The sequence below is a fragment of the Agromyces sp. Y182 genome, from assembly GCF_059445385.1.
In genome coordinates, this window is record NZ_JCAIUF010000002.1 from 87,598 (window position 1) to 109,305 (window position 21,708).

At 69.6% G+C, this 21,708-nt stretch carries 24 protein-coding genes; 14 read left to right on the top strand and 10 right to left on the bottom strand.

Annotation, left to right across the window (positions count from 1 at the left end):
- Window position 1: 1 nt before the first annotated feature.
- The 3 genes from AC1C2R_RS14950 to AC1C2R_RS14960 all read left to right on the top strand — a co-directional run bounded on the left by AC1C2R_RS14950 (window position 2) and on the right by AC1C2R_RS14960 (window position 3,201).
- Entirely contained in the window at window positions 2-2,263 is a 2,262-nt protein-coding gene (locus AC1C2R_RS14950; RefSeq protein WP_495380483.1) for an eCIS core domain-containing protein, read from the top strand.
- A complete protein-coding gene (locus AC1C2R_RS14955; RefSeq protein ID WP_495380484.1) occupies window positions 2,260-2,946 on the top strand; it encodes a hypothetical protein in 687 nt (228 codons plus the stop codon). Before AC1C2R_RS14950 ends, AC1C2R_RS14955 begins: the two co-directional genes overlap by 4 nt.
- Window positions 2,947-3,066: 120 nt before the next feature.
- On the top strand, window positions 3,067-3,201 hold the full coding sequence (locus AC1C2R_RS14960) for a hypothetical protein (RefSeq protein WP_495380485.1): 135 nt from the start codon (window positions 3,067-3,069) through the stop codon (window positions 3,199-3,201).
- Between the two features lie 24 nt (window positions 3,202-3,225).
- On the opposite strand, the gene dhaK is transcribed toward AC1C2R_RS14960, so the two are convergent.
- The 5 genes from dhaK to AC1C2R_RS14985 form a co-directional block, all read right to left on the bottom strand.
- The gene (gene dhaK / locus AC1C2R_RS14965) at window positions 3,226-4,221 is read right to left on the bottom strand and encodes a dihydroxyacetone kinase subunit DhaK (RefSeq protein WP_495354302.1); all 996 of its coding nucleotides are present in this window, start codon (window positions 4,219-4,221) and stop codon (window positions 3,226-3,228) included.
- Between the two features lie 63 nt (window positions 4,222-4,284).
- Window positions 4,285-4,929, bottom strand: a complete 645-nt coding sequence (gene dhaL / locus AC1C2R_RS14970; RefSeq protein WP_495380486.1) for a dihydroxyacetone kinase subunit DhaL — start codon at window positions 4,927-4,929, stop codon at window positions 4,285-4,287.
- Between the two features lie 9 nt (window positions 4,930-4,938).
- A complete protein-coding gene (locus AC1C2R_RS14975) occupies window positions 4,939-5,721 on the bottom strand; it encodes an HAD-IA family hydrolase (protein ID WP_495380487.1) in 783 nt (260 codons plus the stop codon).
- 2 nt (window positions 5,722-5,723) lie between these two features.
- Entirely contained in the window at window positions 5,724-6,584 is an 861-nt protein-coding gene (locus AC1C2R_RS14980; protein ID WP_495354299.1) for a class II fructose-bisphosphate aldolase, read from the bottom strand.
- 101 nt (window positions 6,585-6,685) lie between these two features.
- Window positions 6,686-8,497: a GAF domain-containing protein gene (locus tag AC1C2R_RS14985; protein WP_495380488.1), complete on the bottom strand. Its 1,812-nt coding sequence runs from the start codon at window positions 8,495-8,497 to the stop codon at window positions 6,686-6,688.
- Between AC1C2R_RS14985 and AC1C2R_RS14990 the strand changes: the two genes are divergently transcribed.
- Window positions 8,498-9,004, top strand: coding sequence for a hypothetical protein (locus tag AC1C2R_RS14990; RefSeq protein WP_495380489.1), 507 nt, complete (start codon window positions 8,498-8,500; stop codon window positions 9,002-9,004). It abuts the gene before it with no gap.
- On the opposite strand, the gene msrA is transcribed toward AC1C2R_RS14990, so the two are convergent.
- Window positions 8,994-9,515 carry a peptide-methionine (S)-S-oxide reductase MsrA gene (gene msrA / locus AC1C2R_RS14995; protein WP_495380490.1) on the bottom strand — a complete coding sequence of 174 codons (522 nt, stop codon included), beginning with the start codon at window positions 9,513-9,515 and terminating at the stop codon, window positions 8,994-8,996. The genes AC1C2R_RS14990 and msrA overlap by 11 nt on opposite strands.
- Window positions 9,512-9,973: a peptide-methionine (R)-S-oxide reductase MsrB gene (gene msrB, locus AC1C2R_RS15000; protein WP_495380491.1), complete on the bottom strand. Its 462-nt coding sequence runs from the start codon at window positions 9,971-9,973 to the stop codon at window positions 9,512-9,514. The genes msrA and msrB overlap by 4 nt, the downstream gene beginning before the upstream one ends.
- A 353-nt stretch (window positions 9,974-10,326) precedes the next feature.
- Here msrB and AC1C2R_RS15005 point away from each other — a divergent pair, with 353 nt between their 5' ends.
- The 7 genes from AC1C2R_RS15005 to ligD all read left to right on the top strand — a co-directional run bounded on the left by AC1C2R_RS15005 (window position 10,327) and on the right by ligD (window position 16,374).
- Window positions 10,327-11,259 (top strand): aggregation-promoting factor C-terminal-like domain-containing protein, encoded by a 933-nt coding sequence (locus tag AC1C2R_RS15005; protein ID WP_495380492.1) that lies wholly within the window; start codon window positions 10,327-10,329, stop codon window positions 11,257-11,259.
- Between the two features lie 334 nt (window positions 11,260-11,593).
- The gene (locus tag AC1C2R_RS15010) at window positions 11,594-12,364 is read left to right on the top strand and encodes an aggregation-promoting factor C-terminal-like domain-containing protein (RefSeq protein WP_495380493.1); all 771 of its coding nucleotides are present in this window, start codon (window positions 11,594-11,596) and stop codon (window positions 12,362-12,364) included.
- A gap of 118 nt (window positions 12,365-12,482) precedes the next feature.
- On the top strand, window positions 12,483-13,547 hold the full coding sequence (locus AC1C2R_RS15015) for a YihY/virulence factor BrkB family protein (RefSeq protein WP_495380494.1): 1,065 nt from the start codon (window positions 12,483-12,485) through the stop codon (window positions 13,545-13,547).
- A gap of 40 nt (window positions 13,548-13,587) precedes the next feature.
- Window positions 13,588-14,094, top strand: a complete 507-nt coding sequence (locus AC1C2R_RS15020) for a nitroreductase family deazaflavin-dependent oxidoreductase (RefSeq protein ID WP_495380495.1) — start codon at window positions 13,588-13,590, stop codon at window positions 14,092-14,094.
- Window positions 14,095-14,159: 65 nt separating this feature from the next.
- A complete protein-coding gene (locus tag AC1C2R_RS15025; protein ID WP_495380496.1) occupies window positions 14,160-14,948 on the top strand; it encodes a lysophospholipid acyltransferase family protein in 789 nt (262 codons plus the stop codon).
- A gap of 64 nt (window positions 14,949-15,012) precedes the next feature.
- Entirely contained in the window at window positions 15,013-15,303 is a 291-nt protein-coding gene (locus AC1C2R_RS15030) for a DUF2277 domain-containing protein (protein WP_495354289.1), read from the top strand.
- A 51-nt stretch (window positions 15,304-15,354) separates the two neighbouring features.
- Window positions 15,355-16,374, top strand: coding sequence for a non-homologous end-joining DNA ligase (ligD, locus tag AC1C2R_RS15035; protein ID WP_495380497.1), 1,020 nt, complete (start codon window positions 15,355-15,357; stop codon window positions 16,372-16,374).
- Window position 16,375: 1 nt separating this feature from the next.
- Here the strand turns inward: ligD and AC1C2R_RS15040 are convergent, their stop codons facing one another.
- A complete protein-coding gene (locus AC1C2R_RS15040) occupies window positions 16,376-17,185 on the bottom strand; it encodes an isocitrate lyase/PEP mutase family protein (RefSeq protein WP_495380498.1) in 810 nt (269 codons plus the stop codon).
- Window positions 17,186-17,191: 6 nt separating this feature from the next.
- Window positions 17,192-18,040 carry a cytochrome P450 family protein gene (locus AC1C2R_RS15045; protein ID WP_495380499.1) on the bottom strand — a complete coding sequence of 283 codons (849 nt, stop codon included), beginning with the start codon at window positions 18,038-18,040 and terminating at the stop codon, window positions 17,192-17,194.
- 64 nt (window positions 18,041-18,104) lie between these two features.
- Here AC1C2R_RS15045 and AC1C2R_RS15050 point away from each other — a divergent pair, with 64 nt between their 5' ends.
- Complete coding sequence (locus tag AC1C2R_RS15050) at window positions 18,105-18,782, top strand: ArsR/SmtB family transcription factor (RefSeq protein ID WP_495380500.1); 678 nt, start codon at window positions 18,105-18,107, stop codon at window positions 18,780-18,782.
- A 9-nt stretch (window positions 18,783-18,791) separates the two neighbouring features.
- On the opposite strand, the gene AC1C2R_RS15055 is transcribed toward AC1C2R_RS15050, so the two are convergent.
- Window positions 18,792-19,520 (bottom strand): GTP pyrophosphokinase, encoded by a 729-nt coding sequence (locus AC1C2R_RS15055; protein WP_495381102.1) that lies wholly within the window; start codon window positions 19,518-19,520, stop codon window positions 18,792-18,794.
- Between the two features lie 134 nt (window positions 19,521-19,654).
- Between AC1C2R_RS15055 and AC1C2R_RS15060 the strand changes: the two genes are divergently transcribed.
- Window positions 19,655-20,506, top strand: coding sequence for an MBL fold metallo-hydrolase (locus AC1C2R_RS15060; protein ID WP_495380501.1), 852 nt, complete (start codon window positions 19,655-19,657; stop codon window positions 20,504-20,506).
- Window positions 20,503-21,639 carry an epoxide hydrolase family protein gene (locus AC1C2R_RS15065; protein WP_495380502.1) on the top strand — a complete coding sequence of 379 codons (1,137 nt, stop codon included), beginning with the start codon at window positions 20,503-20,505 and terminating at the stop codon, window positions 21,637-21,639. The genes AC1C2R_RS15060 and AC1C2R_RS15065 overlap by 4 nt, the downstream gene beginning before the upstream one ends.
- The last annotated feature ends 69 nt before the right edge of the window (window positions 21,640-21,708 follow it).

Sequence of the window (21,708 nt, forward strand, 5' to 3'; positions counted from 1 at the left end):
GATGGCTGGTCTAGCGCCGTCGGCTGCCACCGCGATACGGACCGGGATGCCGCCCGCGGCAGTTCACCGGATCGACCGTCGCCCCGCGCCCGCGCCCGCGCCCTCGCCGAGCGTCGCCGCGCCTCAGCGACTGCGTTCCCTGCCCGACGGCACCGCCGCCCGCTCGACCGCGTTCGCCCTGCAGCGCCTCGCAGGCAACCGAGCCGTGAGCGACGAGCTCGCGGTGCGCAAGCCCATCGCCGCCCGGCAGGCGCAATCGGCCCCACGGGCCGGTCGCGTGCTGCGCCCCGACGTGCGCTCGACCGCCGAGCGCCGGTTCGGCTGGGACTTCCGCGACGTGCGCCTGCACGACGACGCCGCGACCGGGGAGCGCGTGCACGCCGCGGGCGCCAAGGCGCTCACCACGGGTGACGACATCGCGGTCGCCGGGCCCACGGGCGACCTCGAGAGTGAACGCAATCGGGGCCTGCTGCACCACGAGCTGTCGCACGTCGTCCAGCAGTCCCGCGACCGCAGGCGACCGGTGCCCGGCGGTGCCGCCGAGCGGCTCTCGAAGACGCCGGTGCGACCGCAGCCGGCGCCCACCGTGACTGCCGTGGTCGCCGGGGGCGAGCTCGGCTCAGGGCGCACCATGAACGTCACAGCGACCGCGGCCGGCAACGCTCCGCTCACCTGGACGCTCGTCGGAGCCCCAGCCGGCGTCACGGTCACCCCGCGGGGTCGCCGCGGCGCCGTCATCCGCTCGGCACCGGCCGCCCTCGGCACGGTGCCGGCCGGCGGCGGAACGAACTTCCAGGTGCAGGCGGCACTGACTGCGACTCCCGCCGACCTGGCCGTCTCGGGCAATGTGCTCTTCGTCACCGTCGACTCCATGGTGGTCAATCCCACCCCGGCGCAGATCGCCGTTCCCATCTTCGGCGGCGGGACGCAGGCGGCTCCCGCCAATGTGCTCGACCCGAACCGGGACGGACTCGTCGGGAGCACCGGCAACGTGGTCGTCACGACGCAGCCGGCCGGCAGAGTGGCGACCGCCACCCTTCGGCAGGCATCGGGTGCGACCGTCGCCGGCCTCGTGATCACCCCGGGCGACAAGACCGGTCCGCTCCGTGTGCGCGCCACGGACCCCGCGACCGCCACGTTCAACGAGGACGCACGCCACCGCATCGACTCGATGCCGAAGAAGGTCAACGGCATCGGCCCGTCGGGGGGCATGGGCGCGGTGGCCGGCAGCTACGGCCCGCTCAACCCGGTGCGGTTCAGCCAGACCGACGGCACCGCCCCGAGTGTGCGAGTGATCGGCGAGACCATCACCGCGGGGGGCTCCGACGCGTTCGGGCTCACGGCGAGGGTCAACCTGGCGCTCGGCGGACCCAACCCCGCACCGATCGGAGGGCTCTCGGCGCCCGCGAACAACTGGAACGACAGCCTCCGCACCGGCCACGCGGGAGTCGACGTCAACCGGTTCGTCGGGAAGAACGCGCCCGGCGGATCGCTACCCGCGGTCTGGCAGCTCCGGCAGGGCTTCCACGCGTTCGGCTGGGACGGCACCCGCTCACCGGTGGAGTTCGACAACGGGCTCCACATCCGCTCCCTCATCAGGCAGGGCAACAACTTCCGTTTCCGCACCGAGCACCGCTTCCCGGGCGGAGGCGTCGTGGCTCCTCTGGAGGCCTACGCGGCAGTGAACCCGCTCATCGTGCTGAACAACATCGCGACCGCGGCCAACGCGCCCGCCGCGGCCGGCGGCGTTGCGGCGGACGGCGTGGCGACCGGCAACGTCACCGTCAACACGACCGTGGCCGGCCGTAACGTGATCTGGAGCGTCGTGACCGGTCCCATCGCCATTCCGGGCGCGGCCGTCCCCGTGGGCGGACCCGTCGTCGTCACCTCGGGCCTCCGATCCGGCAACTTCCCCGTGAAGGTCGTCGACCAGGCCCTTCCGAACCGCGAAGGCACCGGTCGCGTTCGTCTCGTGAACGTGGCGCTCAACGGGCTCGCGGCGGTGCCGTCACCGGTGCCGGCGGGCACGCTCTCCGCGAACCTCGCGCTCAACGCGGCTCCGGGCGGCCGCACGGTCGTCTGGACCGTGGACGGCGCGGCGGCCGCGGCGGGCGTCACCGTGGTCGGCATCGCCGCTGCAGCTCCCGTCGCCACGACCGCGGTGCTCACCCGTCCGGCGGCGTTCACGGGCGCGGTCACCGTCACCGCGGTCGACAACGTGCTCGCGAACAAGCGCACGACACTGAGGGTGCGATTCCTGTGACGGGCGATGCTCGAGGCGAGGTGGCGACCGCGGGCCGCATCATCGTCGTGGACTTCCGGGTCGACGAAGAACCGGCGCCGGCCGGCGGTCCGGTGCCGTTCACGGCTGTCATCTCGCTCCACGCGGGCGCCACGGTCGGCCTCGTGGTCGGCGCCTCCCGCTCGACCGGTCGCAGCGATGAGTATGCGTTCACGGCAGCCGGACCCGACGGGGTACCGCTCGCCGACCCCTACGCGGACGCCGTCGAGGTCGGCGGCCTCGAGGGTGCATTCCCGCTCACTTCGGATGCCCCGCGGGTCGAGCGGATGCCGCTGAACCACTTCCTCGCGCTCGAACACGTGCGCGACCTGCTCGCCGACGGCGAGTCGGCCGAGCTCAACGTGCATTGCGCTCGGCGTATCCGGCTCGACGACGCGGGGCCCGGCGAGCCACCGAGTGCGACGGCCGAACTCCTCGTGACTCTGCGGCGGGACGACGACGCCCTGCGGCGATGGGCCGACGAGACCGCGGCGCTCGTGCTCGAGGGTCAGGATGTCGACGTGGTGCGGGAACAACGAGTGCTCGAGCTCCTGACCGCGCGCTCCGAACCAGTCGCCGACGCGCTCGACGCGCTCACGCGCCACGCCGACGGCCCCATCGCCGCACGCGCCCGATACGCGCTCGAGGCGCTGCGCGGGGGCTGACGCCGTGACCGACGTTCACCCGGCGAGCGCCCGCAACTCGTCGCCGCGATGAACTCATCGACCTCGTGATCCCCGGCGGCTCACCTCGGCACATGATGGTCGCAGCGCCCACGGCGTTCGATGTGCGCGAGTACGCGCAGACCGCGCACGGCAGCCTTCGCGACCGGCTCGACCTTCGCCCGGTTCGTCTGGTCGGGGCTCGACGGCCTGGCGATCGTGCAGGACGCACTCGACGGCCTCGGCGTCCCGGACTGAACCAGAGCGCCCGACATCGCAGTCTCAAAAGATGCGCACCCCGATCTCTGCGGGTGCCGCGAGCAGGCCCTCGATCTCGTCATCGAGGCGGACCAGCGTCAGCGAGAACCCGGCCATGTCGAGTGACGTGCAGTATTCGCCGACATAGCTGCGGGCGACCGTGATGCCGCGTGCGGCGAGCTGCTCGTGCGCGTGGCCGTACGCGATGTACAGCTCGCTGATGGGCGTGCCGCCGAGCCCGTTGATCATGAGCGCGACTCGGTCGCCGCTCTCGAACGGCAGGTCGCTGACGACCGGCTCGAGCAGGATGTCGACGAGCTCGTCGCCGGGCACGATCTTCGCGCGCCGGCGGCCCGGTTCGCCGTGGATGCCGACGCCGATCTCGATCTCATCGTCGCCGAGTTCGAACAACGGCGATCCCTTCGCCGGGGGCGTGCAGGCCGTGAGCGCGAGACCCATCGTGCGGGTCACGGAGTTGACCTTCTCCCCGATGCGCACGACCTCGTCGAGGTCGGCACCGGCCTCGGATGCCGCGCCCACCGCCTTGATCACGAAGAAGTTGCCCGCGACACCGCGGCGGCCGACCGTCCAGGTCGAGTCCTGCACGGCGACGTCGTCGTCGATGAAGAGGGTTCGCACGTTCAGACCGTCGGCGAGGCTCATCTCCTCCGCCATGTCGAAGGCCATGCGGTCGCCCGTGTAGTTGTTCACGAGCAGGAGCACTCCCTTCGGCGAGTTCAGCAGTTTCGTCGTCTCGTAGACGTAGTCCATCGGCGGGGCGGCGAACACGTCGCCGGGACACGCGCCGTCGAGCATCCCCCTGCCGACCGCCATGACGTGCGCCGGCTCGTGGCCGGAGCCGGAGCCCTGGATGATCGAGACCTTGTCGTCGCGCGGGGCATCCGCTCGCATGATGAGGTTGTACTCCGGCACGTAGCGCAGGGTCTCGGGGTTGGCGAGGGCGAGGCCCTTGAGCATCTCCGGCACGAACTGCTGCGGGTCATTGACGATCTTCTTCATCTGCTCTTCTCCATTGCTCGGTGTTGCCTGACGGTTCCTCGGGTGTCGCGTGACGTCTTCGGCTCAGCTCACGCCGTCTTTGCTTCCCCACCCGGCGGCGAGGGCTTCGAGGATCACGGCGACGCCCACCGCACCCGCATCGGGGGAGCCGATGCTGCGTTCGCCGGTGTAGGCGGCCCGGCCCCGCTTCGCGATCATCGGTGTCGTGGCGTCCGCCGCAGCGCGGGTGGCCGCGGCCGCTGCCGACACGATCGCCTCGGGGTCGTCGCCGGCTGCGACACCGGACTCGATCGAGTCGGTGAGCGGAGCCAACGCGTCGAGAAGGGTCTTGTCGCCGAGTTCCGCGTTGCCACGCGCCATGATGCCCGCGATGGCGGAGCGGAGCATGGCGACCACATCGTCGCCGCTGATCTCCGTCTGCCCCTTCACCGCGGATGCCGCCCGCAGGAAGGCCGTACCCCAGATCGGGCCGGAGGTGCCCCCGATCCGGCCTGTGATGGCGACGGCGATCTTCGTGAGGAACGTGCTGACATCCGTACGGTCGTAGGAATCCCAGTCGCTCAGTACGATCTCGAAGCCTCGGGCGAGGGAATAGCCGAAGTCCCCGTCGCCCACGACGGAGTCCAGTTCGCCGAAGTACTTCTCGTTGTCGACGGATGTCTGGGCGATCGTGCGCACCACGAACTCGACGTCGGTGAAGCTCGTCATCTGTCCTCCTCAGGACTCGGGGCGGGGTTGGTCGAGAATCGCAACGAGGTCGTCGAGGGTGACCTCGACGCCCGGGTGGATGCCGAGCGGGTCGGCGATGACACGCGCGGCCTCCGTTTCGTCTCCGAGGGAGCTGACCACGAGTGAAGCGCCCGAGAAGTCCTCGTCGACCGTGTACGCGCTCACCGTGACGACAGTGCGCAGACCGGCGGCGACGGATGCCTCGACGCCGTTGCCGCTGTCTTCGATGACGATCGCGGCATCCGCTGCGGCTCCGAGTTCTTCGAGGGCGAGCAGGTAGATGTCGGGCGCGGGCTTCTTTCGCGCGACGATGTCGCCCGCGAACACCCGGAAGCCGGCCGCCGCCTCGGTGCCCACCGCGCGCTCGAGCACGGCGCGAACCGACGGCTCGGCCGATGTCGAGGCCACGGCGAGGCCCCACCCCGCGGCGGCGGCCTCCGCGGTGATGCGTGCGATCCCGGGTCGAGCAGGCAGCGCCCCCGAGTCGACGAGCTCGGTGTAGATCGCGGTCTTCCGCCGGTGCCATCGAGCCAGCAGTTCGCGCTGCCCCTCCTCGTCGGCGGGAAGGCCGTTGGCCGCGACGAACTCCGGCGTCAGCAGGCTCGCCATGCGCTCCTTGCCCCCGCCGATCAGCACCTTCTGGGCATAGTCGGCATCGCTCCACTCCACGGGAACGCCGAACTCGGCGAAGGTGCGATTGAACGCGGGCAGGTGGCCGTTTCGCTCGGTATCGGCGAGCACGCCGTCGCAGTCGAAGATGAGGAACGGCATGCTCACCACGCCTTGCCCGTGCTGCCGAACTTGGCGGCAAGGCCCGTCGTGAGGTCGACGATGTGTTGGCGCACGTCCGCGAAGAGCGACGGCGGATCCCACTTGTCGCGTTCCTCGGCACCTTTGAGGAACGCGAGGCTCGACGTCATGAACTCGATCTTGAGGGCGGTCGAGATGTTGACCTTGGCGCAGCCGCGCGCAATGAGGTCGGTGAACTGGTCATCGGTCATGCCGCTGCCGCCGTGCAAGGCGATCGGTGTCGACGTAGCGGCCACGAGGTCGGTCACGCGCTCGAAGTCGAGGTCGGGGGTCGACGAGTACACACCGTGGGCGTTGCCGATCGACGGCGCGAAGACGTCGACGCCGGTCTCGCGGATGAACTCGATCGCGACGTCGAGGCTCTGCCGACGAGTCGCCGTCTCGACCCCGATGCCGTCTTCCACACCCTGGATCGCCTCGATCTCACCCTCGACGTGCGCGCCATAGCGGCGCGCCTCCGCGACGACCTCGACCGTCTGGCGTTGGTTCTCCTCGACGGGCATCGTCGATGCGTCGAAGAGCACCGAGTTCCAGCCGCGGGCGAGGCAGTCGCTGATCACCTGCCGGTCGGGGCAGTGGTCGAGGTGCAGCGTGACGGGCACCTCGATTCCTCGCGTCATCGTCTCCCACATCGCGTAGAGCACGTCGAGACCGATCGACTGGACCGTCTTGACCGAGGTCTGCACGATGACCGGCGACCGCGCCTCGACCGCTCCGGCGAGCACCGCCTCGAGCGTGAGGTCGTTGACGACGTTGATGGCGGGCACGCCGTATTTCTGCGCGAAGGCCCGATCGACGATGTCCTTGAGAGACACGACTGCCATGGGGGGAACCTCCTCGTCGCCCGCTTCTTCAGCGTAGGCAGGTGCATCCTCCCGCGACATGAGTGCTTCCCCTACCCGGGGGTAGGGATTTCCTCCACAGCTCAGTGATGCACCGACTGCCCGGCGAGCACCGTGCGGTTGGCGGAGCCGGTCTTGCGCAGGATGGCGCCGACGTGCTTCTCGACGGTCTTCACCGAGATTCGCAGCTCGGTCGCGATCTGCTTGTCGGGCAGGCCCCGTTCGACCAGCGTTCGTACCTCCCGCTCGCGGGCGGTGAGGTGATCGTCGGGGGCGGCCGTGAGCGAGGCGGTGAAACGGCTCAGGAACTCGGAGGTCACGAGCGAATCGCCGCGGGCTGCAGCGACGATGGACCGCGCGAGGGCGGCCGGATCTGCGTCGTGTTCGACGAATCCGACGGCGCCGATCTGCGCGGCAGCCCGGACTCGGTCGTCGGTCACCGAGTCGATGAGCAGCACGACGGCGGCGGCGGGATCGACGGCGCGGAGGTACGCAGTGAGCTGCACCCCGTCGATGTGCGAGAGGTCGAGGTCGGAGAGCACGACGTGCGGACGAAGCAGCTCGAACGCCTCGACGGCCTGCACGGCGTCGCCGATCTCGCCGACGACCTGGATGTCGGGCTCGATCTGGCTGAGCATGCGCACGAGGCCCGCGCGAACCACGGGACGCTCGTGCACGATGAGGACCCGCCAGCGCGAGCGGGAAGCCTCGGAGAGCGCCGAATCGAAGCACGGCACGTCGGCGCGTATGCGCGTGCCCCATTGCGGTGTCGAGTCGATGTGGAGCGTCCCTCCGAGATGCCGGGCCCGGGCGGCGAGCCCCTGCAGCCCGAGACCCCTGGCGAGGCTCGAAGGTGTCCCGGTGATCGAGGAGAGGTCGAAGCCGCATCCGTCGTCCTCGATGAGCGCTGTCACGGTCTGCCCGCCGTAGACGAGACCGACACGCACCTGCCGCGCGCGGGCGTGCTCAAGCACGTTCGTCAACGACTCCTGCACGATGCGGAACAACTGCCGGGCCGTTTCGGGCGCGAGGGTCTCGGGCTCGCCGACCACGACGAGCCGAGTGTCGATCGCCGCCGTCGACTGCACCCATGCGAGTTCGAGCGCGACCGCCTCGTTGAGGGAACGGCCGTCGAGCAGCGCCGGCCCGAGTCCGAGCACCGTGAGCCGGGTCTCGCCGAGTGCAGAACGAGCGGCCGCACGTGCGTCGGCGAGGGCAACTGCCGCATTGCTTTCGCTGCCGAGCTCGCGTTCCGCAGCATCGAGGTGCAGCAGCACGGTGGCGAGTCCGCGCCCGACCGTATCGTGCACATCGCGCACGACGCGCTCGCGCTCGGCCATGATCGCAGCGTCGCTCTCCCTCTCTGCGGCCAGGGCATGCAGTCGCGCGTTGGTGATCGCGATGGCCGCATGCGTCGCGAACAGCTCCACGAGCGTCGCGTCCTCGTCGGTGAATCGTCGACCGTGCTCACGGCTGAAGACCACGCAAGTGCCGATGATCGCGCCGTCCCAGCGGATCGGCACGCCGATGACGCCGTGCAGTGATGCCCCGTCCTCGGTGGTGATGTGCCCGCCGCGCACATCGGCGTACTCGTCGAAGACGACCGAACGGCGAGCGCGAACCACTTCGCCGGTGACACCCTCATCGAGCGGGAAGGTGCGGCCGGAGAGGCATCCGACGCCGACGTCGACCTCCTTGCGGTAGGTGCCCGCGAGCTCATCGACCGTACAGATCGACCCGCTCTCGCAGCCGAGCAGCTCCATCGTGTGACGCAGGATGCGTTCAAGCAGCGGCGCGAGTGCGAACTGCCCCGCGAGGTCTGTGGCCATGGCGGCGAGCGCGTCGAAACGCGCGTCTCGCGGCGCGGCGGCCGCCGAACGTTCCAACGAAGCCATGTGCGACGATCCTCACCGATTGCACTGCACACCCTGCACCTGCCCAGCCCATCATGCGCCTCGGGGGACCTTTTTCGCCAGACCGATCCGTCAGGTCGACGACAGCATCAGCGGCACACTCGGCCTCGACGGCCTGACGATCGTGCAGAACGCGCATCGACGATCGAGCACGACGGCGTCGAACTCGGAGTCCTGCGCGACAACATGCCGTTCGGTCGCCCGGGGCCGGGCGAGTTCGGCACCTACTTCATCGGGTGCACCCGGTACACCTGGGTGATCGAACTCATGCTCCAGCATGTTCATCGGCGATCCGCCGGGCTTCCACGATCGCATCCTCGACGTCTCGACCGCGGTCACGGAGTCCATGTTCTTCGTGCCATCGAACAGACACTCAGAAGTCTTGCGATCGATGAGCGGATGCCGCGGCATCCGCTCACTGAACGACGAAGCGGCCGCCCCGGCGTTTTGCCGGGACGGCCGCTCTTCTCTCCGCGAGTCAGGCCGTAGTCGCGTTGTCGCGCTTCGGCAGCTTCCACCCCGGCCGCACGAAGTGGCACGTGTAGCCGTTGGGGTACTTCTCGAGGTAGTCCTGGTGCTCGGGCTCGGCCTCCCAGAACGGGCCGGCGGGGGAGACCTCGGTCGTCGCCGGACCCGGCCAGAGGCCGGAGGCGTCGACGTCGGCGATCGTCTCGTACGCGACGACCTCCTGCTCGTCGTTCGTCGGGAAGATCGCCGAGCGGTAGCTCGTGCCGATGTCGTTGCCCTGGCGGTCCTTCGTCGACGGGTCGTGGATCTGGAAGAAGAACTCCAGAAGGCCCCGGTACGACTCCGTCTCGGGGTCGAACACGATCTCGATCGCCTCGGCGTGCGTGCCGTGGTTGCGGTAGGTCGCGTTCGGCACGTCGCCGCCCGTGTAACCCACGCGCGTGCTGATCACACCCGGGCGCTTGCGGATCAGGTCCTCCATGCCCCAGAAACAGCCGCCGGCGAGAATGGCGGTCTCGGTTCGTGCAGTCATCGTGCGTTCTCCTGGTTCTCGAAGAGGGTGCGGTATCGACCGTATCCCGCATCGTCCAACTCGGCGAGTGGGATGAAGCGGAGGGCCCCGGAGTTCATGCAGTACCGAAGGCCGCCGTCATCGACCGGCCCGTCGTCGAAGACGTGCCCGAGGTGACTGTCGGCACCTGCCGAGCGCACTTCGACGCGCTTCATGAACAGTGAACGATCGGTGTGCTCGGTCACGGCATCGGGGTCGATCGGCTTCGTGAAGCTCGGCCAACCCGAACGGCTGTCGTACTTGTCGGTCGAGGCGAAGAGCGGCTGCCCGGAGACGACGTCGACGTAGATGCCGGGCTCATGGTTGTTCCAGTACTCGTTGCGGAAGGCGGGCTCGGTGCCGCCGTCTTGCGTGACCCGGTACTGATTCGGAGTGAGGCGGGCGAGGGCCTCGGGAGTCTTGCGGTAGTCCTGTGACACGTTTCCTCCAAGCTCGGCGCCGCTGGCTGCGGCGTCACCATGGAAAACCACGGCGGGCGCAGAAGTGTTCCGCATTCCGGGTCGCCGGGCTGTGGGTTCGCTGTGAGGCGCAGAAGTGTTCCGCATTCCGGGTCGCCGGGCTGTGGGTTCGCTGTGAACGGGGGGCCCGCTGCCGAGTTCGCCCACTCGTGACGTTCACGGGGTGCGCGGACATCCGGCACGGCGGGCTTGCAAACGAGCGGATCCGTTCGCTTAGCTGTCGGGATTGGCAACTTCCGCGGGCGGAGGGCGCTCGCGGATCGTCGCATTCCGGGGATCAGCCGCTGAGTCGCGTTCCCCGCTTGGGGAGAAGCATGAGCGAAGCAACCGAACCATCGACCGCTGCACGGCGCGCGCCGGGTGGATCGACCGGACTCGGCACACGCCGCAGTCGACCGCCCGGTCGACGGTGGCGTGCGTTCGTCTCCGCAGGGGCCGTGGTCGGCCTCGCGGCTACGGCCGGCACCGGAATACTCGCGCAAGACGCCGTCGTCGACCGCGAAGCGAGCATCGAGAAGACCGCCGTGCTCACCGAGGCGACGAACCTCGATGCGAGCCAGCTCGGTGCGCACGGCGGAATCCTGACCGCTCGGGCGAGCCAAGACGCGACCGATGCGCTCAGCGGCGCCGAGGCGGAACTCGCGGCGGCGAGCGGCAAGTCCGACGCGGCCGACCTGGCGGCATCCGTCTCGGCCCTCAGGTCGTTCGAATTCTTGGCGCCCGAACGCGTGTTCGCCCTCGCCGATCTGACGCGCGCGCACGCGGCGACCGTGCACGCGGCGGTCGCGGAGTTCGACCGGATCGCTGCGGAGCGAGCCGCCGCGGAGCAGGCCGCAGCGGAGAAGGCGGCGGCGGAGAAGGCGGCGGCGGAGCAGGCCGCAGCTGAGCAAGCTGAAGGTGCACCGCCCGCGCCCGGCGCCCCCGCGCCTGGCGCGCCGGCGAATCCGAGTGAGGCACAGGTCATCGCCCGCGACATGATCGCCGCGCGATACGGGTGGGGCGACGATCAGTTCGGCTGTCTGGTGGCTCTCTGGAATCGTGAGTCGGGCTGGAACGTGTACGCCGGCAACCCGAACGGCGCCTACGGAATCCCGCAGGCGCTGCCGGGAAGCAAGATGGCCGCCGCCGGTGCCGACTGGCAGACGAGCGCGGCAACGCAGATCAGCTGGGGCCTCGGCTACGTTGCCGGAAGGTATGGCACCGCGTGCGGTGCATGGGCGCATTTCGAAGCGAACAACTGGTACTGACTCGCGCTGAGAGCTCCGACAGCGCGCGTGCGAGGCGCTCGCGCACGTTGATGACATTCACAGGTGAACATGAGGTTCTGTCCAGAACCTCTCGGCAGACTGGCTCCTTCGCCCGGGCACCCCCGCCTGTGGATCGTCGATCAAGGATCGCCATGCGCCCTGCGCCTCGGCGATCCGCCTTGTGAAAGTTATGCAGAACCCGACTTCTTCTTCTGAAACTCCTTCGTCCGAACACCGCGAGTCCACGGCCCTTCGCCCCAGGCCCGGCCGCAATCGTCCCCTCTGGAGGAGCGGCCCGATCCTCGCGGCCGCTGCGGTCGCCCTCGTCGGCGCCATGGTCGGCACCGGTTTCGCAGTGCAGTCCGCGGTGGCAGCGCAGAGCGAGAGCATCGCCGCGACCGAGACCCTCACCGCCGCTGCGAACCTCGACATCGAGCAGCTCGGTTCTCACGCCGGCATCCTCGAAGCTCGCGCGGTGAAGCAGGCCAACGACACGCTCACCGTCGCCAACGACACGATCGCGGCGGCACAGGGCAAGGTCGACACCACGGTGCTCGCCTCCTCCGTCGCCGCACTCGACGACTACGAACTGCTCGCCCCCGAGCGGGTCTTCGAGCTCGCGAACCAGACGCAGGCCCACGTCGCGCCGGTGCGGGCAGCGGTGGCCGAAGTCGATCGGTTCGCCGCCGAACAGGCTGCGGCCGCGGCCGCAGCGGCGGAAGCCGCCGCCGCTGCCGCTGCCGAAGCGGAGGAGGCCGCGACGCCCACGACCTCGACTCGCCCGACCGGACCCGCGAACCCCAGCGGAGCCCAGGCGACCGCTCGCGACCTCATGGCCTCCCTGTACGGCTGGGGCGACGACCAGTTCGGCTGCCTCGTCTCCCTCTGGAACCGCGAGTCCGGTTGGAACGTCTACGCCTCGAACTCCTCGAGTGGCGCATACGGGATTCCCCAGGCCCTGCCCGGGAGCAAGATGGGCAGCGCCGGTGCCGACTGGCAGACCAGTGCAGCGACCCAGATCACGTGGGGCCTCGGCTACATCGCTGGCCGCTACTCCACGCCGTGCGGCGCCTGGGACCACTCGGAGTCCGCCGGCTGGTATTGATCGCAGCCGAATGATTCGAGCGGCGGTGTCGTCGGGTTCAGCCCGATGGCACCGCCGTTCGGTATTCACGGTTGTCAAGCGGCTGCGCGGCACCTCCGTGCCTCGATAGCCTGACGGCATGGACGAGCACGGGGGAGCCGGCCGGGATACCGGCAATGCGACGTCATCGGCGAGTGGCGGCATCGTCGCGCTCGGAAAACGCGTGATGGCCTGGGCGTTGGCCAGGAAGCCCGTTCGTGCGTTCCTGCTGTATCAGGAGCACCACGGCGCCATGCTCGCCGACAGTGTGAGCTACCGCGTGCTCTTCTCGGTCTTCGCGGGTGTCTTCCTGGGGTTCGCCATCGCCGGAGTCTGGCTGGCTGGGAACCCCGACGTGTTCGATGCGCTCATCGCCACGCTCGGTACGGCGATCCCCGGCCTCGTCGGCGACGGCGGGCTCATCGACCCCGACGACCTCGTGCAGCCGCTGACTCTCAGCATCGCGGGCATCATCGCGTTGGTCGGGCTCGTCGGAGCGGCCATCGGGGCGATCCGCTCGCTGCGCACGGCGTTCCGCGCGATCGGCGATCAGGCCGATGACCAGACGTTCTTCCTCTGGCTGCTGCTGCGCGACCTGCTGCTCGCCGTGGGCTTCGGTGCCGCTCTCGCGGCCGCAGCAGCGGTGACCTTCTTCAGCACGACGGCGCTGAGCACCGTTCTCGGCTGGCTCGGTATCGCCGCGCACAACGCCGTGTTCGATGCCGGCACCCGACTCGTCTCGATCGTCGTGATCTTCACCATCGACACGCTCGTGATCGCCGTGATGTTCCGCGTGCTCTCGGGCCTGCGCCCGAGCGCTCGTTCGCTCTGGACCGGGGCGGTCATCGGCGGCATCGGGCTGTCCGTGCTGCAGGTGCTCTCGAGCCTCTTCGTCGGCGGCGCGACGAGCAACCCGCTGCTCGCATCCTTCGGATCGCTCATCGCCCTGCTCATCTGGTTCAACCTGTCGTGCCAGGTGATCCTCGTCGCCGCGGCGTACATCGTCACGGGCGTCGACGAGGAGCACGACCGCGTGCACGCGCGCCACGGCGCTCCGACGATCGCGATTCGGCGTATGCAGCACGCCGAGCGACGGGCAGCGGATGCCGCGACTGAACTGGCAGCGGCGCGCGACGCGGTCGAGCGCGAGCGGACGGGCGGTTGACGGGGGCGACATGAAGGCCGCTGCACGCAAGAATGGGCAGATGCCGACCGTGTTGCACCTCGTCCGATCCGTGATCTCGCCGCTCACCCGCGCCCGTCTGTTCCGCTGGAGTGCTCCCCGAGTGCTGCCGTCGGTCGAGCGGGTGTTCGGGGCGGTCTCCGGCGGCCGGGTGCAACTGAGCGCACTCCTCGTTCCGTCGCTCGTGCTGCACACGACGGGCGCGAAGTCGGGGCAGTTGCGAGATACCGCGCTCATGTACGCCCCAGACGGTCACGGGCGCGCGATCGTTGCAGGCACGAGCTTCGCGCGCGATCGGCATCCAGGCTGGACCTACAACCTGCTCGCGCACCCCGATGCCGTCATCACGGTGCGAGGCATACGGATGCCGGTGCGTGCGAGCGTGATCGGCAGTGGCGAACGCGATGCCGCGTGGGCCCGCATCGAAGCCCAGTGGCCGGGATACCGTGCGTACGAGCGCGACTCGGGTCGTGTCGTGCGATTGTTCCTGCTTCGGCCGGTCGCCGGGTCGCACGACGCCTCGATGTGAGGAGTGTGCACGATGCGTGACGAATGCCACAGGCCGTGCTCAGCACCCGCGACTACGCTGTGGACATGACGCGACGCCGCAGCGAACCCATCTACAGCGCGGCCATCGTGGCCGGGCGCGGGCTCTTCGGATTCTGGGGGCTGAAGCGCAGCGTCACTGGCGTCGAGAACGTGCCCAGGTCCGGTGGCGCGGTGCTCGCGATGACGCATTTCGGGTACTTCGAGTTCGCACTCGTCGAATGGGTGACCTGGCTGGCGACGCGCCGGCACATTCGGTTCATGGCCAAGCAGGGTGTCTTCGACAAGCCCGTCATCGGCCATCTCCTCCGCGGCATGAAGCACATCGCCGTCGACATGAAGGCCGGTGCCGCCGCCTACGCGAAGGCGGTCACCGCGCTGCGAGAAGGTGAACTGCTGGGCGTGTTCCCCGAGGCCGGCGTGAGCGCCTCCTTCACCGTGCGCGAACTCAAGACCGGTGCGGCGCGACTTGCGGCAGAGGCGGGCGTACCGATCATCCCGGTCGCGGTCTGGGGCGGTCATCGATTGATGACCAAGGGGCATCGAATCCGATTCTTCGAACGGTTCGGGGTGCCGGTGAGCTTCGCCTTCGGGGCACCGATCACGGTCGGCGCGAACGACGACCCGCGAACCGTGACCGAGCGACTTCGAGAGACGATGCAGGCCCTCGTCGATCGACTCCAGGCCGAGTACCCCGGCAACGGCACCGGCAAGTGGTGGCAGCCTCGAAAGCTCGGTGGTACCGCGCCGACGCCCGAAGAGGCGGCTGCCGCGGATGCCGCACGCGATGCGGCGCGTGCGGCGGCGCGTGACGGCGGCATCGCCCCGGCCGGCTGAACCGGTACGCGCAGCATCGCACGTCACCCGAGACATCCTCGATTCCACGGGTTAGGCTCGGAACATGTGCAGGAACATTCACACCCTCCACAATTTCGAGCCTGAGACCACCGACGACGAGGTGCACGCGGCTGCACTGCAGTTCGTGCGCAAGGTCAGCGGTTCGACGAAGCCCTCCAAGGCCAACGCCGAGGCGTTCGACCGCGCAGTCGCCGAGATCGCGCACGTCACGCGCCATCTGCTCGACGACCTCGTCACCACCGCACCGCCGAAGAACCGCGAGGTCGAGGCCGCCAAGGCCCGTGAGCGGGCGGCTGGTCGGTACGCCGCGATGCCGGCCGCGCAGACGGCGTGATCCCGCGAGGCGGCCGGGCGACGCGCCCACCGGGGGAGTAGCGTCGCTTCCATGGCCGATGCCGTCACTCTCACCGTTCCGGGTCCGCACGGCGATCGCGACGTGCGGATCTCCAGTCCGACACGGGTGCTCTGGCCAGAGGCCGGCATCACGAAGCTCGAACTCGCCGAGTACCTCATCGCGGTCGGCGGACCGTTCGTCGAGGCGAACGGCGACCGCCCGGTGTCACTGCAACGCTTTCCGGCGGGCGTCGACGGCGAGCAGTTCTTCTCGAAGAATCCACCGAAGGGCGCTCCCGAGTGGGTGCGGTCGGTGCCCGTGACCTACCCGAGCGGGCGCACGCATCCGCAGCTCGTGATCGACGAGCCCGCCGCTGCGGTGTGGGCCGCGCAGATGAACACGATCGTGTTCCATCCGTGGGCTTCGCGCGCCGAGACCCCCGACTTCCCCGATCAGCTGCGCATCGACCTCGATCCGCAGCCGGGCACGGGATTCAGCGAAGCCGTGCCCGTGGCGCTCGCGCTTCGCGAGCTCTTCGGCGAGGTGGGCCTCACCGGCTTCGTGAAGAGCTCGGGCAGCCGCGGCATCCACGTCTTCGCGCCGATCGAGCCCGAGCACGAGTTCCTCGACGTGCGGCACGCGGTGATCGCACTCGGCCGCGAGCTCGAGCGGCGGATGCCGCAACAGGTCACCACCAACTGGTGGAAAGAGGAGCGGGGCGACCGCATCTTCATCGACTTCAACCAGGCCAACCGCGATCGCACGATGGCGGGCGCCTACTGCCCGCGGCCGCTGCCGGTGGCCTCGGTGTCGTGCCCGCTCGAGTGGGACGAGCTCGAACAGACCGATCCGAGCGAGCACACCGTGCGCACCGTGCCCGAACGGCTGCAGCGAATCGGCGACCCCTGGAAGGGCATGCACGATGCGCCCGGCCGCATCGACACACTGCTCGAGTGGTGGCAGCGCGACCTCGACAACGGACTCGGCGAGTTGCCGTTCCCGCCCGACTTCCCGAAGATGCCGGGCGAGCCGCCGCGCGTGCAGCCCAGCCGGGCGAAGCAGCAGCCCTGATTCACCCGCGCGGGAGCGGCAGCGCTGCGACGACGTCGTACGAGGGCGTCGGTGCGCCGTCGACCGAGTCGCCGGCGAGTGCGGCGATGACCGAGCTGATCGAGCCGAGCGCGGTGCGGAACAGCAGCGACCCGGTGCTGATCCTCGCCACTCCGAGCGCCGCGAGCTCTGCGACGCTCAGGTTCGGCTGCACGAGCACGTTGAGCGGTGCGTTGATCTCGCCGGCGAGTGCGGCGATGGTCGCCGGCGTGAGCACGCCGGGCACGAAGATACCGGATGCCCCGGTCGCCAGATACCGTCGGGCGCGCGACACGGCACTGCGGTGCCGTTCCCCTGAGCGGATGCCGCTTCGCGCGTGGTCCTCGACCCAGAACGGGTCGGTACGGGCGTTCAGGTAGAGCTCCGGCGCAGCTGCGGCGATCGCTGCGACTTTCGCCGCGGCCAGATCAGGGTCGACGAGGCGCCCGTCGGCGTCGGAATCCTCGATGTTCACGCCGACGCAGCCGAGGGCCGCGAGCTGGGCGGCGAAGCGGCCGACCGCATCCGGATCGTCTGAGAACCCGGCTTCGAGGTCGACGGTCAGGGCGACGTCGTGCTCGGCGGCACGTCGAGCGAGATCGAGGGATTCCGGTGCGATCGCACCATCGCCGTCGCGCTTGCCCGCGGCGACGGCGATGCCGAGACTCGTCGTGCCGATCGCGTCGTGGCCGGCGGCGTGGAGCCAGCGCACCGAGGCGAGGTCCCATGCGTTCGGCAGGAGGAACGGGTCGCCCGGCCGGTGCAGGGCGGCGAATTCAGCGAGCGTGAGCATGTGCTGTCATCTCCCCACGGTGCGTGCGGCGTCATCGGTGCGTGCGACGTCGATGATCGCCGTGGCGATCGCGAGCGCGGGATGCGGTGCGGGGCATGCACGAGGTCCGGCGCCGAAGGCGAGCACTCGGGCAGCGTGATCTGCATCGGCAGCGCGGTCCGGGCCGTCAAGTCGCAGCGTGACGACGTCATGATCGCCGCGATCGGGCAGCAGACGCCTCGTGAACGGCACCGGAGAATCGTCACGCAGCACGGCCTCGACGAGCGCCCGCGTGGGCTCCGCTTGGGTGGTGGCCGCGCGCTCGAGCGCTCGCTCGATGAGCGTCGCCGTCGCCGCGTACGCCTGCACGAGCAATTGCGTGCGCAGCACCCGATCGGTCTCGTCGAACGCTCCCGCTGCGGCGATCAGCTCGTCCACCGCGGCATCCGTGGCCGACGGATGGGCCGTCTCGCCGCTCGGATACGCCGACGCCACCGTCGCGACGAGCGCCGGCAACGAGTCGGGGTCGCGGAAGCCGAGCGCCGCGCCGAGCGTCACGACCGGAATTCGACGGGCCAGCACGGCCATCGCATCAGCGCGGTGCGTGCTTCCGCGAGCCACGCCCCAGCGATGGTCGACGAGGGCGGATCGCGTACGTTCGGCGGCCGCGCGAGCGAGGAGCGCCGGGTCGAGCGCGGCGAGGATCGCGTCGATGCGCGCCCGTCGAGCATCGTGTTCGGCACCGTTCACGAACCTCGACGCACGTGCGCGGAAGCGCTCCAACGACGTGTCGGCCGATCCTGCTGGTTCGGGAACCCGAGCGGCGGGGTCGGAGAGAATCCGTGCGACATCGGCGCGGTCGATGATCTCGGTCATGCCTCGACGCTATGCCCGGCACGCTTCGGTGGGCGACGAAGTGTCATCGTCGTATCGTGGAGCCATGCATGGAGATGCCGATCTCGCAGAACCCGCCCGCCTCATGGGCGAACCGGCCAGGGCGGCGATGCTCGTGGCGCTCCTCGACGGTCGCTCGCTCCCGGCGAGCGAGCTCGCCGCGATCGCAGGCATCGCCCCACCGACCGCGAGCGCGCACCTCGCGCAACTGCTCGGCGGCGGCCTCGTCACCGACCGGAAGCTCGGCCGGCATCGTTACTTCACGCTCGCGGGCCCAAACGTGGCGAATGCCGTCGAGGCCCTGCAGCTCATCGCGCCGCGCCGTGCCGTGACCTCGTATGCCCAGTCCGCCACCACCGAACGGCTCGCGCTCGCGCGCTCCTGTTACGACCACTTCGCCGGGCGGCTCGCGCTCGACCTCACGGACGCGCTCGTCGGGGAGGGCGTGATCGCGCCGCTGGTCGCAGGCGAGTCCGGCCACGTGCTCGATCCGCACACACCGCTCGCACAGCGCCTGCGCGTCGCCGAGCTTGCGGGCCCTTCCCGCCGGCCCGCCGTACGCGGCTGCCTCGACTGGACCGAGCGGCGCCCGCACATCGCCGGCCGCCTCGGCGAGCACCTGCTTGCCCGGCTCCTCGCCGAGGGCTGGGTCGTGCGGCGCTCCGGCGATCGCTCACTGCGGGTGACCGACGAAGGCGAGCGGGCATTCGCCTCGCTCGGGTGAGACGCCTGCTCAGACCTCGATGCCCACCTGGCCTTCGACAGGGTGGACGTGTGCCGACGCCGCGGGTTGCGGGGAGCCGTGCACCTCGCGGTGCAGCCGCTCCATGCGCGCATCGAGCTCGGCCGCCGTGTGTGCGGCATCAGTCAGCCCGTCGAGCAGCTCCTGCGGCACCTGCCGGTCGTACTTGTAGTAGATCTTGTGCTCGAGGCTCGCCCAGAAGTCCATCGCGATCGTGCGGATCTGCACCTCGACGGCCACCGGGTGCGCACCCGTGGAGAGGAACACCGGCACCTCGACGATGACGTGCAGGCTCTGGTAGCCGTTGGCCTTCGGCTCCTTGATGTAGTCCTTGACCCGCATCACCTGGATGTCGCGCTGCGCCGTGAGCAGCTCGAAGATACGGTACGCGTCGGAGACGAAGCTGCAGGTCACCCGCACGCCCGCGATGTCGGTGATCGTGCCTCGGATCGTCTCGAACGTGGGATCGATGCCCTTGCGCTGCATCTTCTCGACGACGCTGTCGAGACTCTTCAGCCGGCTCGAGATGTGCTCGATGGGGTTGTAGTCGTGGGTCTGGCTGAACTCCTCGCGCAGGATCGAGAGCTTCGTGATCACCTCGTCCATGCCGAACTTGTACCGGAGCATGAACCGCTCGGTCTCGTCGCGGAGCGCGCGCATCTCATCGAGCGTCTGGCCGTCGATGGTCTCGAGGGTGCGTTGCGCACGCGCCGTGAGCATGGGCGGTGTTGCGGCGTGCCTGGTTGGCGGCGTTCCGTCGAGCGGGGTCACGGATGCCACGCTACGACCTGAAGCTCTGGATTCCCTTTGATCGCCGCGTCCGTTCGCCGATGGCGCATCGCTAGTCTCGAGACATGGCAGATTGGCGCACCGTCGCACCCGGCATCCATCAGCGCCGGTACGACCCGTTCGACATCTCGATCGTCGTGATCGAGGGGGATGACGGTCTCCTCCTCGTCGACACCCGGGTGCAGCCGAGCGAGGCCGAAGAACTCGCCGCCGACATCGGGGCCCATTTCGAACGACCGGTGCGCTGGGTCGTCAACACCCACGCGCACTTCGACCACACGTTCGGCAACCAGGTCTTCGGGCCGGGTACGACGACGGATGCCGCGATCTACGGCCATGCCCGCATCCACGCGCACTTCTCCGAATTCGAGGGCCCGCGGCTCGCCGCCTGGCGAGCCGACCCCGCGCGTGAGCCCGATCGGCAGTGGGACGACGTGGTGCTCACCGCCCCGACGCATCCGCTCGCAGAACCCCTGATGCTCGACCTCGGGGGCCGTCTCGTCGAGCTGGTGCCACAGCTGCCGGCGCACACCGACACCGACCTCGTGGTGTTCGTGCCCGACGAACGGGTGTGGATCGTCGGCGACCTCATCGAGGAGTCCGGGCCCGTGATGTACGGATCGGGCAGCTTCCCCCTCGACTGGCCGGGCGTGCTCGAGTCGCTCGTCGCTCGGATGCGGCACGATGACCGCGTCATCCCGGGTCACGGCAGGGTCGTCGATCGTGCGTTCGTCGAGCGGCAGGCCGATGAGCTCCGGCTGATAGCCGACCGGTTCCGCGCGGCGCACGACGCCGGCTTCACGGCCGCCGAGGCGCTCGCAGCCCACGACGATTGGACGATCCCCGTCGATGGGCTCGTCGGCGCCGTCGAACGCGCCTACCTGGCACTCGATCGTGCCGCGGAGGCCGGCGCGTGACGGGCATCGACGAGCCGTTCGAGATCAACGTCTCCGCAGGCGAACTCGACGAGTTGCGCACGCGGTTGCGGCAGACACGATTCGTCGAGGCGAGCAGCGCGCGCCCCTGGGCAGCGGGCGTTGATCCCACCTACCTTTCCGAGCTCGTCGCCGAGTGGGCCGACGGGTTCGACTGGAGCGCGGTCGAGGCAGGGCTCAATCGCCTCGACCACCGCGTGGCGGTCGTGCACGGCACTCGACTGCACTTCGTGCGCATGAGCGTCGGTGCGGCCGACGGGCCGGTGCTGCCGCTCCTGCTCATGCACGGCTGGCCCTCGAGCTTTCTCGAGATGCTGCCTCTCGCCCGCGCGCTGCACGATGAAGGGGTGGCTCGAGGCATCCGGTTCGACCTCGTCATCCCCTCGATGCCCGGCTTCCTCTTCTCGGAACTGCCCGATGGCCCGCTGACCAGGGAGGCCATGGCCGATCTGATGGCGGAGCTCATGCTGCAACTGATCGGCGAGACGCGCTTCGGGGTGTTCGGCGGTGACATCGGCGGTACGGTGGCCGCCTGGATCGCCGCGAAGTACCCGGATCGCGTGCTCGGGCTCTACATGATCCACCCGCCGGTCCCGGCCGAGTTCGCCGAGCCCGTGACCGACGCCGAACAGCGGTTGTTCGACGCCGAGGCTGCGTTCGACGAAGGCGACCAGGGCTACAGCGCGATCATGGGCACGAGACCCGACACGATCGGCGCTGCACTCATCGATTCGCCGGCTGGCCTGCTCGCGTGGATCATCGACAAGCTGCGCGACTGGAGCGACGGCGGCGGCGACCTCGAGCGCCGGTTCGATCGCGAGAGCCTGCTCACGCTCGCGACCCTCTCCTGGTCGACCGGTTCGATCGGCACGTCGTTCCGTCAGTACTTCGACTTTCCGGCGAACCGACCCCGGCCCGTGATCTCGGTGCCGGCCGGGTTCACGCTCAGTGCCGAGGCGATCATCCGCGACATGCCGAAGAGCATCGCCGAACGCGCGTGCAGTGACATCCGAGTCTGGCATTCGGCGACCGTGGGCGGTCACTTCATGGCGCACGAGGAGCCCGAGCTGCTCGCGGGACACCTCGCCGCGTTCTTCGAGGCGCTCGAGCGCTGACGTCGCGCGCCGTCGGCGCTGCGATGCACCGCGCCGCACCGCGCTGCACCGCGCCGCACCGCGCTGCAC

Excerpts from the sequence above, each read along its gene's own strand:
- AC1C2R_RS14950 (WP_495380483.1), top strand. The coding sequence starts at position 2 with ATGGCTGGTCTAGCGCCGTCGGCTGCCACCGCGATACGGACCGGGATG.
- AC1C2R_RS14960 (WP_495380485.1), top strand. The coding sequence starts at position 3,067 with ATGTGCGCGAGTACGCGCAGACCGCGCACGGCAGCCTTCGCGACCGGC.
- dhaK (WP_495354302.1), bottom strand. The coding sequence starts at position 4,221 with ATGAAGAAGATCGTCAATGACCCGCAGCAGTTCGTGCCGGAGATGCTC.
- dhaL (WP_495380486.1), bottom strand. The coding sequence starts at position 4,929 with ATGACGAGCTTCACCGACGTCGAGTTCGTGGTGCGCACGATCGCCCAG.
- AC1C2R_RS14975 (WP_495380487.1), bottom strand. The coding sequence starts at position 5,721 with ATGCCGTTCCTCATCTTCGACTGCGACGGCGTGCTCGCCGATACCGAG.
- AC1C2R_RS14980 (WP_495354299.1), bottom strand. The coding sequence starts at position 6,584 with ATGGCAGTCGTGTCTCTCAAGGACATCGTCGATCGGGCCTTCGCGCAG.
- AC1C2R_RS14985 (WP_495380488.1), bottom strand. The coding sequence starts at position 8,497 with ATGGCTTCGTTGGAACGTTCGGCGGCCGCCGCGCCGCGAGACGCGCGT.
- msrA (WP_495380490.1), bottom strand. The coding sequence starts at position 9,515 with ATGACTGCACGAACCGAGACCGCCATTCTCGCCGGCGGCTGTTTCTGG.
- AC1C2R_RS15005 (WP_495380492.1), top strand. The coding sequence starts at position 10,327 with ATGAGCGAAGCAACCGAACCATCGACCGCTGCACGGCGCGCGCCGGGT.
- AC1C2R_RS15010 (WP_495380493.1), top strand. The coding sequence starts at position 11,594 with ATGGTCGGCACCGGTTTCGCAGTGCAGTCCGCGGTGGCAGCGCAGAGC.
- AC1C2R_RS15015 (WP_495380494.1), top strand. The coding sequence starts at position 12,483 with ATGGACGAGCACGGGGGAGCCGGCCGGGATACCGGCAATGCGACGTCA.
- AC1C2R_RS15020 (WP_495380495.1), top strand. The coding sequence starts at position 13,588 with ATGCCGACCGTGTTGCACCTCGTCCGATCCGTGATCTCGCCGCTCACC.
- AC1C2R_RS15025 (WP_495380496.1), top strand. The coding sequence starts at position 14,160 with ATGACGCGACGCCGCAGCGAACCCATCTACAGCGCGGCCATCGTGGCC.
- AC1C2R_RS15030 (WP_495354289.1), top strand. The coding sequence starts at position 15,013 with ATGTGCAGGAACATTCACACCCTCCACAATTTCGAGCCTGAGACCACC.
- ligD (WP_495380497.1), top strand. The coding sequence starts at position 15,355 with ATGGCCGATGCCGTCACTCTCACCGTTCCGGGTCCGCACGGCGATCGC.
- AC1C2R_RS15040 (WP_495380498.1), bottom strand. The coding sequence starts at position 17,185 with ATGCTCACGCTCGCTGAATTCGCCGCCCTGCACCGGCCGGGCGACCCG.
- AC1C2R_RS15045 (WP_495380499.1), bottom strand. The coding sequence starts at position 18,040 with ATGACCGAGATCATCGACCGCGCCGATGTCGCACGGATTCTCTCCGAC.
- AC1C2R_RS15050 (WP_495380500.1), top strand. The coding sequence starts at position 18,105 with ATGCATGGAGATGCCGATCTCGCAGAACCCGCCCGCCTCATGGGCGAA.
- AC1C2R_RS15055 (WP_495381102.1), bottom strand. The coding sequence starts at position 19,520 with ATGCTCACGGCGCGTGCGCAACGCACCCTCGAGACCATCGACGGCCAG.
- AC1C2R_RS15060 (WP_495380501.1), top strand. The coding sequence starts at position 19,655 with ATGGCAGATTGGCGCACCGTCGCACCCGGCATCCATCAGCGCCGGTAC.